This window comes from Streptomyces sp. NPDC001796, from assembly GCF_042892355.1.
Lineage (GTDB): Bacteria > Actinomycetota > Actinomycetes > Streptomycetales > Streptomycetaceae > Streptomyces.
Genome location: NZ_JBIAUC010000014.1, coordinates 80,237 through 99,691 on the forward strand (window position 1 = coordinate 80,237; position 19,455 = coordinate 99,691).

Annotated in this window: 12 protein-coding genes; 9 read left to right on the forward strand and 3 right to left on the reverse strand. The window is 70.9% G+C overall.

The genetic code is table 11. From position 1 onward, the window contains the following. The first annotated feature begins 80 nt into the window (after positions 1–80). Complete coding sequence (locus tag ACFYZE_RS25475) at positions 81–1,526, forward strand: aldehyde dehydrogenase family protein (RefSeq protein WP_388998389.1); 1,446 nt, start codon at positions 81–83, stop codon at positions 1,524–1,526. Positions 1,527–1,602: 76 nt separating this feature from the next. Here the strand turns inward: ACFYZE_RS25475 and ACFYZE_RS25480 are convergent, their stop codons facing one another. Then, a complete protein-coding gene (locus ACFYZE_RS25480; protein ID WP_388998392.1) occupies positions 1,603–4,434 on the reverse strand; it encodes a glycoside hydrolase family 3 C-terminal domain-containing protein in 2,832 nt (943 codons plus the stop codon). 371 nt (positions 4,435–4,805) lie between these two features. Between ACFYZE_RS25480 and ACFYZE_RS25485 the strand changes: the two genes are divergently transcribed. From ACFYZE_RS25485 to ACFYZE_RS25515, 7 genes are all read left to right on the forward strand, one after another. After that, positions 4,806–6,485 (forward strand): extracellular solute-binding protein, encoded by a 1,680-nt coding sequence (locus ACFYZE_RS25485; RefSeq protein WP_388998395.1) that lies wholly within the window; start codon positions 4,806–4,808, stop codon positions 6,483–6,485. Next, positions 6,485–7,537, forward strand: a complete 1,053-nt coding sequence (locus tag ACFYZE_RS25490; RefSeq protein ID WP_388998398.1) for an ABC transporter permease — start codon at positions 6,485–6,487, stop codon at positions 7,535–7,537. The genes ACFYZE_RS25485 and ACFYZE_RS25490 overlap by 1 nt, the downstream gene beginning before the upstream one ends. Further along, positions 7,534–8,460, forward strand: coding sequence for a carbohydrate ABC transporter permease (locus tag ACFYZE_RS25495; RefSeq protein WP_388998401.1), 927 nt, complete (start codon positions 7,534–7,536; stop codon positions 8,458–8,460). Before ACFYZE_RS25490 ends, ACFYZE_RS25495 begins: the two co-directional genes overlap by 4 nt. A 124-nt stretch (positions 8,461–8,584) precedes the next feature. Then, complete coding sequence (locus tag ACFYZE_RS25500) at positions 8,585–8,788, forward strand: hypothetical protein (protein WP_388998404.1); 204 nt, start codon at positions 8,585–8,587, stop codon at positions 8,786–8,788. Continuing rightward, positions 8,788–10,782, forward strand: a complete 1,995-nt coding sequence (locus ACFYZE_RS25505) for a beta-galactosidase (RefSeq protein ID WP_388998406.1) — start codon at positions 8,788–8,790, stop codon at positions 10,780–10,782. The genes ACFYZE_RS25500 and ACFYZE_RS25505 overlap by 1 nt, the downstream gene beginning before the upstream one ends. Then, positions 10,779–13,028: a glycoside hydrolase N-terminal domain-containing protein gene (locus ACFYZE_RS25510; RefSeq protein ID WP_388998408.1), complete on the forward strand. Its 2,250-nt coding sequence runs from the start codon at positions 10,779–10,781 to the stop codon at positions 13,026–13,028. Before ACFYZE_RS25505 ends, ACFYZE_RS25510 begins: the two co-directional genes overlap by 4 nt. Next, on the forward strand, positions 13,010–13,723 hold the full coding sequence (locus tag ACFYZE_RS25515) for a hypothetical protein (protein WP_388998411.1): 714 nt from the start codon (positions 13,010–13,012) through the stop codon (positions 13,721–13,723). The genes ACFYZE_RS25510 and ACFYZE_RS25515 overlap by 19 nt, the downstream gene beginning before the upstream one ends. Positions 13,724–13,790: 67 nt before the next feature. Here the strand turns inward: ACFYZE_RS25515 and ACFYZE_RS25520 are convergent, their stop codons facing one another. Together ACFYZE_RS25520 and ACFYZE_RS25525 are read right to left on the reverse strand one after the other, a co-directional pair. Next, the gene (locus ACFYZE_RS25520; RefSeq protein WP_388998414.1) at positions 13,791–15,833 is read right to left on the reverse strand and encodes a TIM-barrel domain-containing protein; all 2,043 of its coding nucleotides are present in this window, start codon (positions 15,831–15,833) and stop codon (positions 13,791–13,793) included. Between the two features lie 133 nt (positions 15,834–15,966). After that, complete coding sequence (locus tag ACFYZE_RS25525) at positions 15,967–16,980, reverse strand: LacI family DNA-binding transcriptional regulator (RefSeq protein WP_388998417.1); 1,014 nt, start codon at positions 16,978–16,980, stop codon at positions 15,967–15,969. Between the two features lie 492 nt (positions 16,981–17,472). Here ACFYZE_RS25525 and ACFYZE_RS25530 point away from each other — a divergent pair, with 492 nt between their 5' ends. After that, positions 17,473–19,413: an acyl-CoA dehydrogenase family protein gene (locus tag ACFYZE_RS25530; RefSeq protein WP_388998420.1), complete on the forward strand. Its 1,941-nt coding sequence runs from the start codon at positions 17,473–17,475 to the stop codon at positions 19,411–19,413. Positions 19,414–19,455: the final 42 nt, after the last annotated feature.

A 19,455-nucleotide genomic window follows, 5' to 3' on the forward strand; every position in this document is an offset into this window, starting at 1 on the left:
ACCCGTCGCCGCCCCGGCCCTACCGTGGAGCACGCAACCCCAAGCACCAGCCAACCTCGGAAGGGCCGGGACTGAACGCTATGACTTCCACCCACGCCTTCTGGCTCGCCGGCCGCCAGGCCACCGGCGAGACCACCTTCGACGTCACCTCCCCGTGGGACGGCCGGCTCGTCGGAAAGGTCAGTGTCCCGACCGAGGCGCAGGTCGAGGAGGCCGTGGCCGCCGCGTACGCGGTGCGCGACGAGTTCGCCGCCACCCCGGCCCACGTCCGCGCCGCCGCCCTCGACCACGTCTCGAAGCGGCTCGCGGAGCGCACCGAGGAGATAGCGCAGCTGATCTCCGCCGAGAACGGCAAGCCCGTCAAGTGGGCGCGCGGCGAGGTCGGCCGTGCCGTCTCCGTGTTCCGCTTCGCCGCCGAGGAGGCCCGCCGCTTCAACGGCGGCGAGGCCCAGCGCCTGGACACCGACGCCGGCGGCCAGGGCCGTCTGGCGCTGACCCGCCGCTTCCCCAAGGGCGTCGTCCTCGGCATCGCGCCGTTCAACTTCCCGCTGAACCTGTGCGCCCACAAGGTCGCCCCGGCCATCGCCGCCGGCGCCCCGATCATCCTCAAGCCCGCCCCGGCCACCCCGCTGTCCGGCCTGATCATCGGCGAGCTGCTCGCCGAGACCGAGCTGCCCGCCGGCTCCTGGTCGATCCTTCCGGTCCCCAACGACCGCATGCCCGCCCTCGTCCAGGACGAGCGCCTGCCGGTCATCTCCTTCACCGGCTCCGAGAAGGTCGGCTACGCGATCATGGACTCGGTGCCGCGCAAGCACTGCACGCTGGAACTGGGCGGCAACGGCGCGGCCGTCGTGCTCGCCGACTACGCGAGCGACGAGGACCTGGACTGGGCCGCGAACCGCATCGCCACCTTCTCCAACTACCAGGGCGGCCAGTCCTGCATCTCCGTGCAGCGCGTGATCGCCGACGCCTCGGTGTACGACCGGCTGCTGCCGCGCATCGTCGCCGCCGTCGAGGCACAGGTCACCGGCGACCCCTCCGACGCCGCGACCGATGTCGGCCCGCTGGTCAGCGAGGACGCCGCCAAGCGCGTGGAGTCCTGGGTCGACGAGGCGGTGAACGCGGGCGCCACGCTGCTCACCGGCGGCAAGCGGGACGGCGCCTCCTACGCGCCGACCGTCCTCACCGACGTCCCCGCCGATGTGACCATCTCCTGCGAGGAGGTCTTCGGGCCCGTCCTCACCGTGCAGAAGGTGGACGGCGAGGCCGAGGCGTTCGACGCGGTCAACGACTCCAAGTACGGCCTCCAGGCGGGCGTGTTCACCCACGACCTCCAGGTCGCCTTCCGCGCCCACCGTGCCCTCGAGGTCGGCGGCGTGGTCATCGGCGACGTGCCGTCCTACCGCGCCGACCAGATGCCCTACGGCGGCGCCAAGCTGTCCGGTGTCGGACGCGAGGGCGTGAAGTTCGCGATGGACGACTACACCTACGAGCGGGTGCTGGTCCTGACGGGCCTCGCCCTCTGATCCCACCCGCAGAACGACGGCCGGAGCCCGCTGTGCGGGGGCTCCGGCCGTCGGTGCGTCGGCCTGGTCCGGACCCTCAACCGGAGAAGCCGACGCGCGCGAGCCGCAGCGGGCCGCGCAGCCTGAGACGGACGTCGTGCACACCGGAGGCGGTGAACGCGGCGTCCACGGTGGTGTAGTCGTACGGGCCGGTGGGGACGGCGAGGGTGAGCACGGCCGGCGGATCGCCTCCGTCCAGCAGGACCTCGAGGACCCCCTCGCCCGCGAGCTGCGCCGACACGCCCGTGACGCCGTCCCCGAAGTCGCAGCACCGGAAGAGCAGTTCGCCCGTCCCGCCCTCCACCGGTGCCACGGAGTCCCCCGACACCTTCGTACGGTCGACGATCACCGTGCCCCGCTGCTCGTCGAAGTCGGCGGCCTGAAGGCCCCGTTCACGCACCGGGCGCGGTCCGGCCGGCTCACCGGGCGGCTCGAACGTCGTCCGCAGCCGGATGTCCTCGCTCGACGCGCCCACCAGGATCTCGTGCGGGCCCGGCTCGATCCGCCACCGCCCGTGCGCCACGTCCCAGAACTCCAGGGCGCTGAGCGGCACCTCGAAGGCCAGCTCCGCCGAGGCGCCGGGCGCCAGGTGCACGCGCCGGTGGGCGACCAGCTCGCGGCGCGGACGCGGTACCGACGGATCGACCGCCCGGGCGTACACCTGGGCGACCTCGTCGGCAGCTCGCGTGCTCGTGTTGGTCACGGTGAAGGAGACCGCCACCCGCCCGTCCACCACCCGGGCGGCGAGGTCGCCGTAGGCGAAGGACGCGTAGGACAGTCCGTGCCCGAACGGGAACAGCGGCGTTCCCTCGAAGTACAGATACGTCTGGCGGCTGCCGATCACGTCGTAGTCGAGCAGATCGGGCAGGTCCGCGTCGTCCGCGTACCAGGTCTGCGGCAGGCGGCCCGCGGGGGAGACGTCGCCGGACAGCACCCGGGCCAGCGCGGTGCCCGCGGCCTGGCCGCCGTGCGCGGTCCACAGCACGGCCGGGAGGTCCGCCGGGTCGACCGCGTACGGGTAGGCGGAGACCAGGACCAGCGCCGTGCGCGGGTTCGCGACACAGGCCGCGCGCAGCAGGCGCTCCTGGTGATCGGGCAGGCGCAGTGTCGTACGGTCCTCGGTCTCGCGGCCGTTCAGGTGCGGGTCGTTGCCCGCGAAGACGAGCACCACGTCCGCTCCGGCGGCCGCGCGGGTGACCGCGTCCTCGCCGCGCTCGATCACCTCCAGTTCGAAGACTTCCCTCTGGTCGTCGGCAACCTTCACGCCGTCGGCGGCGACCGACACGTACCCGCCCGTCCCGACATGCTTCAGGAGGTGGCCGCTGCCGTGGGGTTCCAGGCGGAACGTCTCCTGGACGACCCAGCCGCCGGGCTGGTCCGCGGACGCGCGGACGTACCCGTCGTCGGCGACCGAGAGGTACCGCCCGTCGGGGGCGCGGAAGGTCAGCAGGCCCTCGCCCCAGTCGATCAGCGCGAGTTCGCTGCCGCGGGCGTCGGCGGTGAGCGGCGGCAGGTCCGTGCGGCCCTGGAGCAGCGCCGGGTCCAGGGCGCCCTCGGCGCCGCGCACCACGTCGTCGGCCTCGGCCGCGGGCACCCGCAGATATGCGCCGGCGGAGGTCTTCAGACGTACCCGGTCCACACCCTCCGCGAAGTCCACGTGATCGGGGCCGAAGCGTTCGTACAGGCCCTCCAGAGGTGTGGACCGGTGGATCAGCGTGCCGCTGTACCAGTCGAGCTTGCACTCGTCGGCGAGCAGCCCGACCGCCGCGACGCGCACGTCGTCGGCGAGCGGCAGCAGGCCGTCGTTCTTCAGCAGCACGACCGCCTGCTCCGCGGCCTCCTGGGCGAGCGCCCGGTGGGCCGGGGTGTCGAAGTCCCCCGTCCCCGCATGCGGGTCGAGGCGCGGGTCGAACTCGCCGAGCCGGAACCGCACCGAGAGCTGCCGGCGCACCGCCTGGTCGACGTCGTCCTCGCTGAGAAGCCCCTGCACCAGTGCGCCCTTGATCCGCGCGACGATCGTCGAGCTGTCCGTGCCGTGGTCGGTGAAGCTGTCGACGCCGGCCTGGATCGCCGCGGCCGTCGCCTCCTCGTGCGTGTCGAAGTAGTGCTCGGAGTCGACCAGGTTGGACGGCGCGCTCGCGTCCGAGCAGACCAGCAGCTCCTGGTCGCTCCAGCGGCGCAGGTGCTCGCGCAGATACGGCGAGACATGGTTGGGGCGGCCGTTGACCAGGTTGTACGCGGGCATCACCCCGGCCACCGAGCCCGCCTGGACCGCCTCGCGGAACGCCCGCAGGTCGTACTCGTGCAGCACCCGCGGGCGGACCGAGGAGGAGGTGGTGTCGCGGTTCGTCTCGTTGTTGTGGGCGAGCCAGTGCTTGAGGACCGGGGCGGTGCGCCAGTACGTCGGATGGTCGCCTCGCAGACCGCGCGTGTACGCCGTCGCGATCGCCGAGGTCAGCTGCGGGTCCTCCGAGTAGCCCTCCTCGTTGCGGCCCCACAGCGGGTGGCGCAGCAGGTTGACCGTGGGCGACCAGACGTTGAGACCGACGCGCTCGTCGCGGGCGCGCATCGCGCGGACCTCCTTGGAGACCGCCTCGCCGACCCGGCGCACCAGGTCCTCGTTCCAGGTCGCGCCGAACCCGACGGCCTGCGGGAACACCGTCGCCGGGCCCATCCACGCCACTCCGTGCAGCGCCTCCTGGCCGGTGCGGAACGCGGCGATGCCGAGGCGCTCGACGGCGGGCACGAACTGGTGCAGGAACGCGATCTTCTCATCGAGCGTCAGCCGCGCCAGCAGGTCGTCGATGCGCTTCGCGAACGGCAGCTGCGGATCACGGAAAGGGGGCGCGGGCGGCGTCTGTGCGGTCACGTGGTGATCCTTCGGAGTCGAACGGCGGGGCACTTTCGAAGCGCTTCGATGCTCAATGGACCCTGGGCGGGTGTCAAGACACCCAGACGCGACAACTCCGTTTCCTCACCGTCATTCCAAGCCTTTCCAACCCGCTCGACCGGTGTCTCCGCGCCTGGGAGGAATCTTGGAAGCGACCCTTGTGCGCCCCCAGGTGTTCACTTAACCTCGCAGCAACATCGAAGCGCTTCGACTGCGGTTGGCCCGCTCAGCGTGCTCACCATTCCCCCTCCGCCGTCACCGCCGCTTCAGCTCAGCCAAGTTCCACTCGAGACACCGCAGCCGACGGCTCTTCCGCCGGGTGTCCTGGTGCGCCACGAAGGGTTGACGCAATGACGCCGAACTTCGCTACCGCCTCTTCCGGGCCCAGCCGGAGAAGCTTCCTCGCCTCCACGGCGGTCGCCACCGCAGCTGTGGCCGGTGGGATGCCGCTGCTGGCCGCCTGCGGCGGTTCGGACAGCGGCTCGCGTGAGGGCACTACGTCACGCAAGACCGCGGACAAGATGCTCCCGACGTACGTCGCCAGCACGGTCGCCAAGCCGGACATTCCGTCGAAGAACGGGTCGGCCGCCGGTTTCACCAGCAAGATCGATCTGGCGTCCCTTGCCACGTCGGTCCCGGACAAGCTCGGCACCGGCGCCGCCTTCACGATCATGTCCCCGCTCTGGGGCACCCCGCCGAAACCTGATTGCGCGTACTACAAGGCACTCGACGCGGCGGCGGGCACCAAGATCACGTGGCAGAACCAGGACGGCAACACCTACGGTGAGAAGCTCGGCGCCGTGCTCGCCTCCAGCTCCATACCGGACATGGTGGTCGTGCCCAGCTGGGAACTGGTCGGCAAGATTCCGAGCGCGGTCAGCGCGAAGTTCATGGACCTGGGCCCCTACCTGGCGGGCGACAAGGTCAAGAAGTACCCGAACCTGGCCGCGATACCGTCCGATTCCTGGCGCATGAGCATCTTCGGCGGCGCGCTGCGCGGCATCCCGATGCCCGCCGCCCCCGTGCCCAACATCGTGCCCTTCTACCGCAAGGACATCTTCGACAAGAAGGGCTACACCGTTCCCAAGTCGGCCGACGAGTTCCTCAGCTGGGCCAAGGAGGCCACCAGCGCCAAGGCCAAGGTGTGGGCCTGTGGCGACATGAGGTGGAGTGCGGCGGGCATCTTCGGTGTCCTCCCCGCCGGGCCGCTGGGCTGGAACATCGGGGCCGACGGCAAGCTGACGTACCGCATCGAGCACCCCGAGTACCTCGAACACCTGGAGTGGGTCCGCAAGCTGTTCGACGCGGGCGTGGTCCATCCCGACGACAAGGCGAACACGGGAGACGCCAGCCAGCGGTTCACCGCCGGGCAGATCCTGGTCTTCAACAACGACATGTCCGGCTGGTACGGCCTGACCGCCGAACAGGCCAAGTCCAACCCCGGCTTCCAGATCGACGGCATGGACTACTTCGCCGCCGCCGGCGGCAGCCCGACGCTGTACGCCGCCCCGCCCGCCAGCATCTGGTCGATGATCCGCAAGGGCGCCTCCAAGGACACGATCGAGAACGCGCTGGCCGCCGCCAACTTCGCGGCAGCCCCCTACGGCACCAAGGAGCGGATGTTCGTCGACTACGGCGTCGAGGGCACCCACTACACGGTCAAGAACGGCGTGCCGGTCAAGAACGACCTGGGTAACCAGGAGGTGAACAACGCCTGGGTGATGCTGGCGGCTCCGGCTCCCTACCTCGCCCACCCCGACTTCCCCGAGGTCGCCCGCAAGCAGGTCGAGTGGCAGCAGCGGCAGGGTGCCTTCGTGAAGAAGACGTCCACCTACGGCATGAACATCATCGAGCCGAGCCGCTACGCCAACCTCTCCAGCCAGTTCGAGCAACTGGAGATCGACTACGTGCGCGGCAACAAGAAGCTGTCCGACGTACAGCAGGCCATCTCCACCTGGAAGTCCTCCGGCGGCGACAAGCTGCGCGACTGGTACAAGCAGCTCCTCGACAAGAACGGCAGTGGCAACTGATGTCCCTCACGGCCGGGAGCAGGCCTGACGGGACACGTCCCCCCGCGGCCGTCGAGGAACCGACGGCCGCGGTCGCCGCAGCCACCGTGACGAAGAGCGTGCCGCGCGGGGCCGGCAGGGCCGGCAAGGTTCCCTTCCGGGTCCGGTTGCGCCGCGACCGCGCGCTCATCCTGATGACGCTGCCCGTCATCGTCCTGCTCCTGATCTTCAACTACGTCCCGCTGCTCGGCAACGTCGTCGCCTTCCAGGACTACGACCCGTACGCCTCGAGCAACGGCGCCACAGCGATCTTCCACAGCCCCTGGGTCGGCGTGGAACAGTTCTCGCGGATGATCGACGACCCGCTCTTCTGGGGCGCCGCGAAGAACACCATCGTGCTGTTCGTGCTGCAACTGGTGCTGTTCTTCCCGATCCCCATCGCCCTCGCGCTGGTCATCAACAGCGTGATCCGGCCCCGGGTGCGGGCCGTGGCGCAGGCGATCATGTATCTGCCGCACTTCTTCTCGTGGGTCCTCGTGGTCACCGTCTTCCAGCAGATCTTCGGCGGCGCGGGCATCATCGCGCAGACCCTGGAGAATCACGGGTGGAGCGGCTTCGACCTGATGACCAACGCGAGCGTGTTCAAGTACATGGTCATCGCGCAGGCCGTGTGGAAGGACGCCGGCTGGGGGATCATCGTCTTCCTCGCCGCGCTGGCCGCCGTCAGCACCGATCTGTACGAGGCCGCCGCCATGGACGGCGCGGGGCGCTGGCGACGCATGTGGCACGTGACGCTGCCCGCGCTGCGCCCGGTGGTCGCGCTGCTGCTGGTCCTGCGGGTGGGCGACGCGCTGAGCGTCGGCTTCGAGCAGTTCCTGCTCCAGCGAAACGCGGTCGGTGCCGGGGCCAGCGAGGTCCTCGACACCTACGTGTGGAACATCGGCATCCAGAACGGCGACTTCAGCTACGCGGCCGCGGCCGGCCTCGCCAAGGGAGTCATCGGAGTGTGTCTCGTCCTGGGCGCGAACAAGGTCGCGCATCTGCTCGGTGAGCAGGGGGTGTACAAGAAGTGAGTCTCAACACGACGCTCATCCGCAGCCTCAAGGCACCCGCGCGCCCCGTGTGGGAGGAGCCCCCCAGCAAGGCCGGACTCACCGCCAAGGGCGGATTCCTTCTCCTGTGCTGTCTGGGGGTTCTCGGTCCGCTGTGGATCGTGATCGTCACCAGCCTCTCGCCCAAACCGGTGATCGACCGGGTCGGCGGTCTGGTCGTGATTCCCCAGGGCATCACCTTCGTCAACTACACGGAACTGCTCAGCGGCGGCCAGGTCAGCCAGGCGATCATGGTCTCGGTCGGCGTCACGCTCTTCGGCACGCTGTTCTCGATGACGGTGTCGGTCCTGGCGGCCTACGGTCTGTCCCGGCGGGGCACTCTGGGCCATCGGTTCTTCCTGATGACCATGATGGCGACCATGTTCTTCAGGGCCGGCCTCATCCCGACGTACCTTCTGGTGCAGTCACTGGGGCTCACCGACACCTACCTGTCGCTGATCCTGCCCAGCGCGGTCAGTGTCTTCAACATCCTCGTACTACGGGCCTTCTTCATGGGGATCTCCCCCGAACTCACCGAGTCCGCCCGCATCGACGGGGCCGGTGACCTGCGCATCCTGCTGACCATCATCATGCCGCTGTCGCGCGCGGTACTGGCCGTCATCTCGCTGTTCTACGCGGTCGGCTACTGGAGCGCCTGGTTCAACGCCTCCATCTACCTCACCGACCAGCAGATGATGCCGCTGCAGAACGTCCTCATCCAGCTGGTCCAGAAGAACACCGAGGCCCCCACCGGCCTCCAGCAGGCGGTCCGCACCGGTCAACTCTCCGCACTCGGACTGCAGATGGCCGTCATGGTCCTCGCCCTGATCCCCGTCGCGGTCGCCTCACCCTTCGTCCAGCGGCACTTCAAGAAGGGCATGCTCACCGGAGCCATCAAGGGCTGACGCCCGGCGCTCCTCAGTCCCGCCGTGGCCGATCTGTTCCTGCCCCGCAGCCGGCCACGGCGCCCCAACGCCTCACTTCCGCCCTCCTCCGGGATGTCCCCGAGCGCACACAACGAGGTAAGTCATGCCCACCTCTCCCCTGAGTCGACGTGCCGTTCGCCCCGGGACCGCGGCCGCTGCCGCCCCCACCACCGTCCCCGCCCTGCCGGGCCACGCGCACGCCGCGGAACCGGCCCTCGGTGAGGCCGACACCGGCGACCCCGCCGTGTACGGCCTCGTCCACCTCGCGACCAACGGGCGGGGCCTCCAGTACAGGGAGTCCGTCTGATGGCCGACGGCGCACGACCCGCCCTCGCGGACGCCACCCGCGGCCGCATCCTCTTCGGCGGCGACTACAACCCCGAGCAGTGGCCCGAGGAGACCTGGCACGAGGACGTCCGGCTGATGAAGGACGCCGGGGTCAACTCCGTGACGCTCGGTGTCTTCGCCTGGGCGAAGCTCGAACCCCACCCGGGGGCACGGGAGTTCGGCTGGCTGGACACGCTGATGGACCTGATGCACGACAACGGCATCGGCGTCGTCCTCGCCACGCCCACCTCCTCGCCCCCGCCCTGGATGGGCCGGCTGCACCCGGAGACCCTGCCCCGCGGCGACGACGGCCGCATCGAGTGGTGGGGCGGCCGTCAGCACTTCTCGCACTCCAGCGCCGCCTACCGGCGCTACGCCGCCGCCATCACCGAGGACCTGGCCGCCCGCTACGCCGGCCACCCGGCCCTCACGATGTGGCACATCAACAACGAGTACTGCACCTTCGACTACGGCGACGAGGCGGCCGCGGCGTTCCGCCGCTGGCTGCGTGCGAAGTACGGCACGCTGGAGGCGCTCAACACCGCCTGGGGCACGGCCTTCTGGAGCCAGGGCTACGACAGCTGGGACGGCATCCTGCCGCCCCGGCAGCCCCACTACATGAAGAACCCCACCCAGGTGCTGGACTTCCGGCGCTTCACCTCCGACATGCTGCTGGAGTGCTACGTCGCCGAGCGTGACATCGTCCGCCGGCACACCCCGCACATCCCGGTCACCACCAACTTCATGCCGCTGTGGTTCGGGCAGGACGCCTGGCGCTGGGCCGAGGAGGAGGACGTCGTCTCCATCGACCTCTACCCCGACCCGCGCGATCCGCTGGGCGCCCAGCACGGCGCGCTCGTCCAGGACCTGACCCGCTCCCAGGCCCGCGGACCCTGGATGCTGATGGAGCAGGCGGCCGGTCCCGTCAACTGGCGTGGCGTCAACCACCCCAAGCCGGCGGGCCTCAACCGCCTCTGGTCCCTCCAGGCCGTCGCCCGGGGCGCCGACGCCGTCTGCTACTTCCAGTGGCGGCAGTCCCGGCAGGGCGCGGAGAAGTTCCACTCGGGCATGGTCAGCCACGCCGGCGAGCAGGGCCGCACGTTCCAGGAGGTCAAGCGGCTCGGCGCCGAGCTGGCCCGGCTCGGTCCGGAGGTGACGGGCAGTCGCCTCGAGGCCGATGTGGCGATCGTCCACGACTGGCACTCCTGGTGGGCGGCCGCGCAGGACGGACGCCCCTCCACAGAGATCGACCACTCCGCCGTCCTCCACGCCTGGCATCGCGCCCTCTGGGACGCCCACCTCACCGCCGACTTCGCCCACCCCGAGCACGACCTGTCCGCGTACCGTCTCGTCGTCGTCCCACAGCTCTACCTCCTCACGGACGCCGCGATCGAGAACCTCCTGGGCTACGTCCGCGCTGGCGGCACCCTCGTCTGCGGCTTCCTGACCGGTGTCGCCGACGGGGACGACCGGATACGGCCCGGTGGCATGGACCCACGGCTGCGGCACCTCTTCGGTATCGGCACCCTGCACGAGTGGTGGCCGCTGGACGCCGGGGAGACCGTCGAGTGCGACGGCCCCCGAGGCGGCTTCCGCGGCACGCTGTGGTCCGAGGAACTCCAGGCCGCACATCCGGACGCCGTGGCCGCCCGCTACAAGGGCGGCGAACTCGACGGACTCCCCGCCGTCCTGCGCACCGGCCGCGCCTGGTACCTCTCCACGCTCCCCGAACCGGACGCGCTGCGCGACCTGCTCGCGGGCATCGCCGCCGAGGCGGGCGCACGGCCCGTGCTCGACGATCTGCCCACCGGGGTCGAGGCCGTCCGGCGCGGCGACCTGCTCTTCGTGCTCAACCACCGGCGCGAGCCGGTCCAGGTCTCGGTGCCGGGCCCCCACCACGACCTGCTCACCGGCGGGACGGTCACGGACACCCTCGCCCTCGGCCGATACGGAGTGGCGGTGCTGCGCCCATGACCGGCGGAGTCATGCACGGAACCTGGGAGCCCCGTCCCGCCGCCCGCTGGGAGGACGCCTTCCTGAGCGGCAACGGCCGACATGGCGCCATGACGTTCGGTGATCCGAACGACGACCGGGTCATCGTCACGCATCACGCCCTCGTACGCCCCAACGGCAGCGAACACGCACGGCCGCCCGAGCTGGCCTCCCGGCTCGAAGACCTCCGGGACCGGCTGCTCGCGGGCGAGACCGCCGCCGCTGAACACTTCACCGACGGGCGGGAGCTGCAGTGGGTGCAGCCGTTGCACCCGGCGTTCCAGACGCGGCTGCGGCGGCCCGCGGGGGAGGGACGCGACTACCGGCGGTCGGTGGACTTCGCCACGGGCGTCACGACGGCCGCGTGCGCGGGGTGGAGCAGCCGGGTCTTCGTCTCGCGCGCGGACGACGTGATCGTGCAGTACGTGACCGTCCCCGGACCGGTACTCGAGCTGTCCCTCGATCACCGGCTGCCCGGCGCCCCACGCGACCTGGCCGTCGGCCACGGCACCGCTCTCACCGCCGAGGGCGCCCTCCTCACCCTGCGCGCCCGCTACCCGGGCAGCGACCGCGCCTACACCGGCGTGACGCTGGCCGTCGTCAGCGGCGGCACGACCGCCCTCGCCCCGCACGGCGTACGCATCACCGACGCCGAGTCGGTCCTGCTGCTGACCCGGGTGCACCGGCACACCGGCGAACTGGACGCCCACGCGGAGGCACGGGCCCTGCGCGCCCTGCTGCCCTCCGAGGAACCCTTCGCCGGGCTCCTCGACCGCCATCAGGCGCTCCACCGCCCGGCCTACCTCCGCGCCACCCTCGATCTCGACGCGGACGCCGCCGAACGCGCCCTGCCCGGCAGCGAGCTCCCCCGGCACCCCACGAGTGCCGCCCTTCTGGAGCGGCTCTTCGCCGCCGGCCGCTACCACCTGCTCAGCTCCAGCGGCATGCTCCCGCCCCGCCTGACCGGCCTGTGGACCGGCGACTGGAACACGGCGTGGTCCGGTGCGTTCACCACCGACGCCAACCTGAACCTGCAGACCGCCTCCGCGTCGGCCGGCGCCCTGCCCGAGGTCACAGAAGCCCACGCGGCGCTGGTCCACGGCCAAGTCGACCACTGGCGGGAGAACGCCCGCGCCGTCTACGGCGCCCGGGGTGTCGTCGCCCCCGCGCACACCGACGGCGAGTCCGGGTACGCGTACCACTTCAGCCGGGAGTACCCGCTGCACCTGTGGACCGCGGGCGCCGACTGGCTGCTCAAGCCGCTCGTCGACCACGACGAGACCTACGGCGAGCGAGACCCGCGCACCGCCGCCGTCCTCGCCGAAGTCGCCACGTTCTACGAGGACTTCCTCACCCGCACCGACGGGGACGGACGGCTCGTCGTCGTCCCCTCCTACTCGCCCGAGAACCGCCCCGCGAACGCGAGCTGGGGCACGGTCAACGCCGCCATGGACCTCTCGGCGGCCCGGCACGCGCTGCTCACGGCCGCCGCCTACCACCCGGACCGGGCGGAGGACTGGCGCGCCCTCGCCGACCGCCTCCCGCCGCACCGCGTCAACGCCGACGGCGCCCTCGCCGAATGGGCGTGGCACGGCCTGGAAGACACCTACGAGCACCGTCATCTCAGCCACCTCTACGGCGTGTGGCCGCTCGACGAGATCAACCCCTATGACACGCCCGACCTCGCCGCGGCCGCCCACCGGGCGCTCGAACTGCGCGGCGCCGAGAACGACTCGGCGCACGGGCACCTGCACCACGCGCTCGTCGCCGCGCGTCTGCGCGACGCGGACCGGGTCGCGCACGCCCTCGGCCAGGTACTGGAAGGCGACTACTTCCACCTCTCCCTGATGAGCGCGCACTACCCGCACCTCGACGTCTACAACGCCGACGCGGCCCACGCGCTCCCGGCCGTGCTCATCGAAGCGCTCGTCCAGTCGACGCCCGGCCGGCTGGTACTGCTGCCCGCGCTGCCCGCCGCGTACCCCCGGGGCCGGCTCCTCGGCGTCCGCACCCGGTTCGGCGCCGAACTCGACCTCACCTGGAGCCCCGAGCGGACGACAGCCGTACTGCGCCCCACCCGCAGCTGCCGCGTCGACCTCAGGACTTCCGCCGGCGCAACCCCGCTCGACCTCGTCGCCGGCGAAGACTGCGTCCTCACCCCGGGGCCGCAGGATCAGCAGCAATTCCCCCCACCCATGGAAGGGACACCATGGCAATACGCACGCTGAACAGGCTGACCAAGGCGCTGATCGCCCCCGCACTCGCGCTCGGCGCCACCGTCGGCATCGCCTCCGCCCCCGCCCAGGCCGCCGTGTGGAACTCCTGCGACCAGTGGGGCAGCACCACACTGAACGGCTACACGCTCTACAACAACATCTGGGGCTCCGGCGCCGGCAGCCAGTGCATCTGGGCCAACTCCGGCACCAGCTGGGGTGTGTGGGCGAACCACCCCGACACCGGCGGCATCAAGTCCTACCCGAACGCCAAGAAGGTGATCAACAAGCCGATCACCTCGCTCTCCTCGCTGTCCAGCAGCTACAACGTCACGGTGCCGTCCTCAGGCGTGTACAACACGTCGTACGACATCTGGGACACCGGCCACAAGTACGAGATCATGCTCTGGGTCAACAGGACCGGGGCCGTCGGGCCGCTCGGCACCTCGCAGGGCAACGTGACGGTGGGCGGTCACACCTGGACCGTCTACAAGGGCAACAACGGCTCGAACGACGTCTTCTCGTTCGTCCGCACCTCCAACTCCAGCTCCGGCACCGTCGACATCCTGCCGATCCTCAAGTGGATCAAGGACACCAAGGGCTGGTTCGGCAACGTGACCATCGGGGACCTGCAGTTCGGCTTCGAGATCACGTCCTCGTCCGGCGGTCTGAACTTCACCACCAACAGCGAGAGCGTCAGCAGCAGCTGAGCCGGAGGTGCACATAGAGCGTGCGGCCGGCCCCTGCGGGACCGGCCGCACGTTCGTCACCCGGCCCTCACTCCGCGATCGGCAGCTCGGCCCCGTCCCGCAGGAACAACGGGATGCGGTCCAGCGGTGCGTCGACCGTGACGGACGCGCCGCCCTCGTACGTCTCGCCCGTCCAGGCGTCCTTCCAGCGGGCACCGGCCGGGAGGTACGTCGTCCACGTCGTCGCACCCGGCGCCAGCACCGGGGCGACCAGCAGGTCCGGCCCGAACAGGTAGGCGTCGGCCACCTGCCAGGCGCGCTCGTCCCCGGGGAACTCCAGGAACAGCGGCCGCATCACCGGCAGACCCTCCTCGTGGGCCTGCCGCATGACCTTCAGGACGTACGGCTTCAGGCGCTCGCGCAGCCGCAGGTACCTCTCCAGGATCGCGCCGGCCTCCTCTCCGTACGACCAGACCTCGTTGGGCCCGCCGGTCATCTCGGGGCCCAGCGGCATACCCGGGTCGCGGAAGCCGTGCAGGCGCATCAGCGGGGACAGCGCACCGAACTGGAACCAGCGGACCATCACCTCGCGGTAGCCCTCGTCGTCCGGGTCGCCGCCGTGGAAGCCGCCGATGTCCGTGTTCCACCACGGGATGCCGGACAGCGCGGTGTTCAGGCCGGCCGCGATCTGGCGGCGCAGGGTCGCGAAGTCGGTGCCGATGTCGCCGGACCACAGGGCGGCGCCGTAGCGCTGACTGCCCGCCCACGCCGAGCGGTTGAGGGTGACGACGTCCGTCTCACCGGCCGCGAGCATGCCCTCGTAGAAGGTGCGGGCGTTCTCGGCGGGGTAGATGTTGCCGACCTCCAGGCCCGGTCCCGCCCAGTAGCGCAGGTTCTCCTGGAAGCCGGGCTTCAGTTCCGGCTCGCAGGCGTCCAGCCAGAACGCCCTGATGCCGTAGGCGTCGAGGTAGTTCTCCTTCACCCGCGACCACACGAACTCCCGGGCGTCCGGGTTCGTGGCGTCGTAGAAGGCGACCTGCACGGTCGAGGCGACCTCCTTGTCCGGCCAGTCGGCGTGCGCCGTCGGGCCGTACTGGGTGCCGATGAAGTAGCCGCGCTGCTCCATCACCGGGTGGTTCTCGCTCAGCGGCGACACGGACGGCCAGACGCTCACGACCAGCTTGATGCCGAGCTCGTCCAGCTCCCGCACCATCGCCGCCGGGTCCGGCCACTCCTTCGGGTCGAACTTCCACTCGCCCAGGTGCGTCCAGTGGAAGAAGTCGCACACGATCGCGTCGATCGGCAGACCGCGCCGCTTGTACTCCCGGGCCACAGCGAGGAGTTCGTCCTGGGTGCGGTAGCGCAGCTTGCACTGCCAGAAGCCCGCCGCCCACTCGGGCAGCATCGGGGTGCGGCCGGTGACCGCGCTGTACGCGCGCTGCGCCTCGGCCGGGGCGCCCGCGGTGATCCAGTAGTCGATCTGGCGCGCCGAGTCCGCCACCCAGCGGGTGCCGTTGCCCGCCAGCTCCACCCGGCCGATCGCCGGGTTGTTCCACAGCAGGGTGTAGCCGCGGCTGGAGGTCAGCACCGGGACGGAGACCTCGGCGTTGCGCTGGACGAGATCGACGACCAGCCCCTTCTGGTCCAGCCGCCCGTGCTGGTGCTGGCCCAGGCCGTACAGCCTCTCGTCGTCGTACGCGGCGAAACGCTGCTCCAGGCGGTGGTGGCCGTTGCCGACGGCCGTGTACAGACGCGGGCCCGGCCACCAGAAGTGGGCGCGCTCCTCGGCCAGCAGCTCGACGCCGTCCTCCGTGCGCAGGAAGCGGATCAGGCCCTCGGCGTCCACGTCGACCGTGAGCGCGCCGACCGTGAGCCGCCCGCGCCCCTGCTCGATCTTGACGCTGCTTCCGGCGGCCGGCGGCTCGTCGAGCAGCGCGCCCGGCAGCCCGTCGAGGACCGGACCGCCGAGCCGGGCCCGCACGCGCACGGCGTCCGGCCCCCACGGCTCGATGCGCACGGTCTCCTGACGGCCGCTCCACTCCAGCGCACCGTCCCGCTCGCGGAAGGTGCCCACGGTGGGGGAGGACTGGGCGAGGCTGACCTCGGGCTGGCTTTCGGCAGGCTGATTCACGGTGGGTGCTCCTGGAGGGGTGCAGACAGGAAGGTGCCTGGGACTTCGGGCGCCGGGAACGGGAGGCGCCTGCGAGGAGTACGCGTGGGGTGCCCGGCGGGCACCGGCGCGGGGTGCGGTGCCGGCCGCGGTGTCAGGGTGCGGACGGCGCCGGGCCGGTGCTCGCCCGTACCGTGAGCTCCGGTGCGAGCAGCACCACTTCGTCCGTGCCGTGGCCGTCCAGCTTGGCGACGAGCAGTTCGACCGCGCGCCGGCCCATCTCCTGCGCGGGGATGGCGACGGACGTCAGCCGCACCGACGCCTGGGTGGCGACCTGGTCCGGGCACACGGCGATCACCGAGACGTCCTCGGGGACGGCCCGGCCCTGCTGGCGCAGCAGCGCGAGCAGCGGCTCGACCGCGGACTCGTTCTGCACGACGAACCCGGTGGTCCCCGGCCGCTCGTCCAGGATCCGGGCCAGCGTCACGGCCATCGCGTCGTACCCGCCCTCGCAGGGGCGGTGCAGCACCCTGAGGCCGAGCTCCCGGGAGCGGGACCTGAGGCCGTCGAGGGTGCGCTCCGCGAAGCCGGTGTGCCGTTCGTAGACGGCGGGCGCCTCGCCGATGACAGCGATGTCACGGTGGCCGAGGACCGCGAGGTGCTCGGCGCACAGCGCGCCCGTCGCCCCGAAGTCGAGGTCCACACAGGTCAGTCCGGAGGTACTGGCGGGCAGGCCGATGAGCACCGACGGCTGGTCCGTCTCGCGCAGCAGGGGCAGCCGCTCGTCGTCCAGTTCGACGTCCATGAGGATCATGGCGTCCGCGAGGCCGCTGCCCGTGACCCGGCGCACCGCGTCCGGGCCCTCCTCGCCGGTGAGCAGCAGGACGTCGTACCCGTGAGCGCGCGCGGTGGTCGCCACGGCGATGGCGATCTCCATCATCACCGGCACGTACATGTCGGTGCGGAGCGGGATCATCAGCGCGATGATGTTCGACTTGTTGCTCGCCAGGGCGCGCGCCCCGGCGTTCGGGTGGTAGCCGAGCTCCTGGATGCTCCGCTCGACCCGCTGCCGGGTGGTCGCGGAGATGGACCGCTTGCCGCTGAGGACATAGCTCACCGTGCTCGCCGACACTCCGGCGTGCTGGGCGACCTCGGCGAGGGTGACCATCCGCTCTCCAAGCGTGAGTGAAGCGCTTCGACAGTGCGCGCGTCGTGGAACAGGGAAGTGTGAGGGTGGATCGACAGTAGCTCGGCGTGAGTGGGCTGTCCATAGGCTGTCGAAGCGCTTCGACAGCAAAACGAAATTCAGGGGACGGTCATGGCGGGCTCACGGGCTCCTGGGCGGCCACTGAACGGGCGTAACCGAACCGTCCCCCCGGAAGGCCCCCCGGCGCAAGGACTTCGGGGGTGCCGGGCGACTTGCACCGAGCCGTACCCGGTTTGACAGCGAGGCGTGCCCGGTGGGCGTCGACTGAGCGTATTTCCGCGGCCGGTCGCTGCGCGAGGACTGGTGACCTTGCCCGGATCGGGGTACCAACGATCGAGTAGCACCGGTCAGTAACGTACGCCCGCAAGATCGCCGTACGGCACCCTTGGTCACCGTGCGGCGCCTTGAGCGGTGTACGCCCCAAACATCCCGACTCGCGGCGAGGTGAGCCTCATGACCGCACCAACAGCCCCCACTCCCAAGCCGACGGTCACCGAGCGTGAGGCCCGCCAGGTCGCGGAGGCCGCGCGCGAGCAGGACTGGCGCAAGCCCAGCTTCGCCAAGGAACTGTTCCTCGGCCGCTTCCGGCTCGACCTCATCCACCCCCACCCGACGCCCGCCGACGAGGCCGTGCAGCGCGGTGAGGAGTTCCTCGCCAAGCTGCGCGACTTCTGCGAGACGCACATCGACGGCGCCCGTATCGAGCGCGACGCCCGGATCCCCGACGAGACGATCACCGGGCTCAAGGAGCTCGGCGCCTTCGGCATGAAGATCGACACGAAGTACGGCGGTCTCGGCCTCACCCAGGTGTACTACAACAAGGCACTCGCCCTCGTCGGCTCCGCGAGCCCCGCGATCGGCGCGCTGCTGTCCGCGCATCAGTCGATCGGAGTACCGCAGCCGCTGAAGTTGTTCGGCACGCAGGAGCAGAAGGAGACGTTCCTGCCGCGCTGCGCCCGCACCGACATCTCCGCGTTCCTGCTCACCGAGCCGGACGTGGGCTCCGACCCGGCCCGCCTGGCCACCACGGCCGTCCCCGACGGCGACGACTACGTCCTCGACGGGGTGAAGCTGTGGACCACCAACGGCGTAGTCGCCGACCTGCTGGTCGTCATGGCCCGGGTGCCGAAGTCCGAGGGCCACCGGGGCGGCATCACCGCGTTCGTCGTCGAGTCGGCCTCCGAGGGCATCACCGTCGAGAACCGCAACGCCTTCATGGGTCTGCGGGGCCTGGAGAACGGCGTGACCCGCTTCCACCGCGTGCGCGTCCCGGCGGCCAACCGCATCGGCGAGGAGGGCCAGGGTCTCAAGATCGCCCTGACCACGCTGAACACCGGCCGGCTCTCCCTGCCCGCGATGTGCGTGGGCGCGGGCAAGTGGTGCCTGAAGATCGCCCGCGAATGGTCGGCGGCCCGGGAGCAGTGGGGCAAACCGGTCGCGCTGCACGAGGCGGTCGGCGCGAAGATCTCCTTCATCGCGGCGACCACCTTCGCCCTGGAGGCCGTCGTCGACCTGTCGTCCCAGATGGCCGACGAGGACCGCAACGACATCCGCATCGAGGCCGCCCTCGCCAAGCTGTACGGCTCCGAGATGGCCTGGCTGATGGCCGACGAACTGGTCCAGATCCGCGGCGGGCGCGGCTTCGAGACGGCGGAATCCCTCCGGGCCCGCGGCGAGCGGGGCGTCCCGGCCGAGCAGATGCTGCGCGACCTGCGCATCAACCGCATCTTCGAGGGCTCCACGGAGATCATGCACCTGCTCATCGCGCGGGAGGCGGTCGACGCCCACCTGTCGGTGGCCGGGGACCTGATCGATCCGGAGAAGTCCCTGTCCGACAAGGCGAGGGCGGGCGCGAACGCGGGCGTCTTCTACGCCAAGTGGCTGCCGAAGCTGCTCGCCGGACAGGGACAGGTCCCCGGTGCGTTCGGGGAGTTCCGCCGGGACGTGGACCTCTCGGGGCACCTGCGCTACGTCGAGCGCAGCGCCCGCAAGCTGGCCCGTTCCACCTTCTACGGCATGTCCCGCTGGCAGGGCCGCATGGAGACCAAGCAGGGCTTCCTGGGCCGGGTCGTGGACATCGGTGCCGAGCTGTTCGCGATGGCCGCGGCCTGCGTACGCGCCGAGCATCTGCGCAGGACCGGGGACCACGGCCGCGAGGCCTACCAGCTGGCCGACGCCTTCTGCCGGCAGTCCCGCATCCGTGTCGACGAACTGTTCGACCGCCTGTGGACCAACACGGACGACCTGGACCGCAAGGTGGTCAAGGGCGTGCTGACCGGCACGTACGAGTGGCTGGAGCAGGGGATCATCGACCCGTCCGGAGACGGCCCCTGGATCGCGGAGGCGACGCCGGGTCCGTCGGAACGGGAGAACGTGCACCGGCCGATCCGGTGACGGACGGCTCCGGGCTGCCTGGGGGGCATCAGCCACCGGGCA

What these genes read in the sequence shown, in the direction of transcription:
- ACFYZE_RS25475 (WP_388998389.1), top strand. Translation starts at nt 81, where the DNA reads ATGACTTCCACCCACGCCTTCTGGCTCGCCGGCCGCCAGGCCACCGGC.
- ACFYZE_RS25485 (WP_388998395.1), top strand. Translation starts at nt 4,806, where the DNA reads ATGACGCCGAACTTCGCTACCGCCTCTTCCGGGCCCAGCCGGAGAAGC.
- ACFYZE_RS25490 (WP_388998398.1), top strand. Translation starts at nt 6,485, where the DNA reads ATGTCCCTCACGGCCGGGAGCAGGCCTGACGGGACACGTCCCCCCGCG.
- ACFYZE_RS25500 (WP_388998404.1), top strand. Translation starts at nt 8,585, where the DNA reads ATGCCCACCTCTCCCCTGAGTCGACGTGCCGTTCGCCCCGGGACCGCG.
- ACFYZE_RS25505 (WP_388998406.1), top strand. Translation starts at nt 8,788, where the DNA reads ATGGCCGACGGCGCACGACCCGCCCTCGCGGACGCCACCCGCGGCCGC.
- ACFYZE_RS25510 (WP_388998408.1), top strand. Translation starts at nt 10,779, where the DNA reads ATGACCGGCGGAGTCATGCACGGAACCTGGGAGCCCCGTCCCGCCGCC.
- ACFYZE_RS25515 (WP_388998411.1), top strand. Translation starts at nt 13,010, where the DNA reads ATGGCAATACGCACGCTGAACAGGCTGACCAAGGCGCTGATCGCCCCC.
- ACFYZE_RS25525 (WP_388998417.1), bottom strand. Translation starts at nt 16,980, where the DNA reads ATGGTCACCCTCGCCGAGGTCGCCCAGCACGCCGGAGTGTCGGCGAGC.
- ACFYZE_RS25530 (WP_388998420.1), top strand. Translation starts at nt 17,473, where the DNA reads ATGACCGCACCAACAGCCCCCACTCCCAAGCCGACGGTCACCGAGCGT.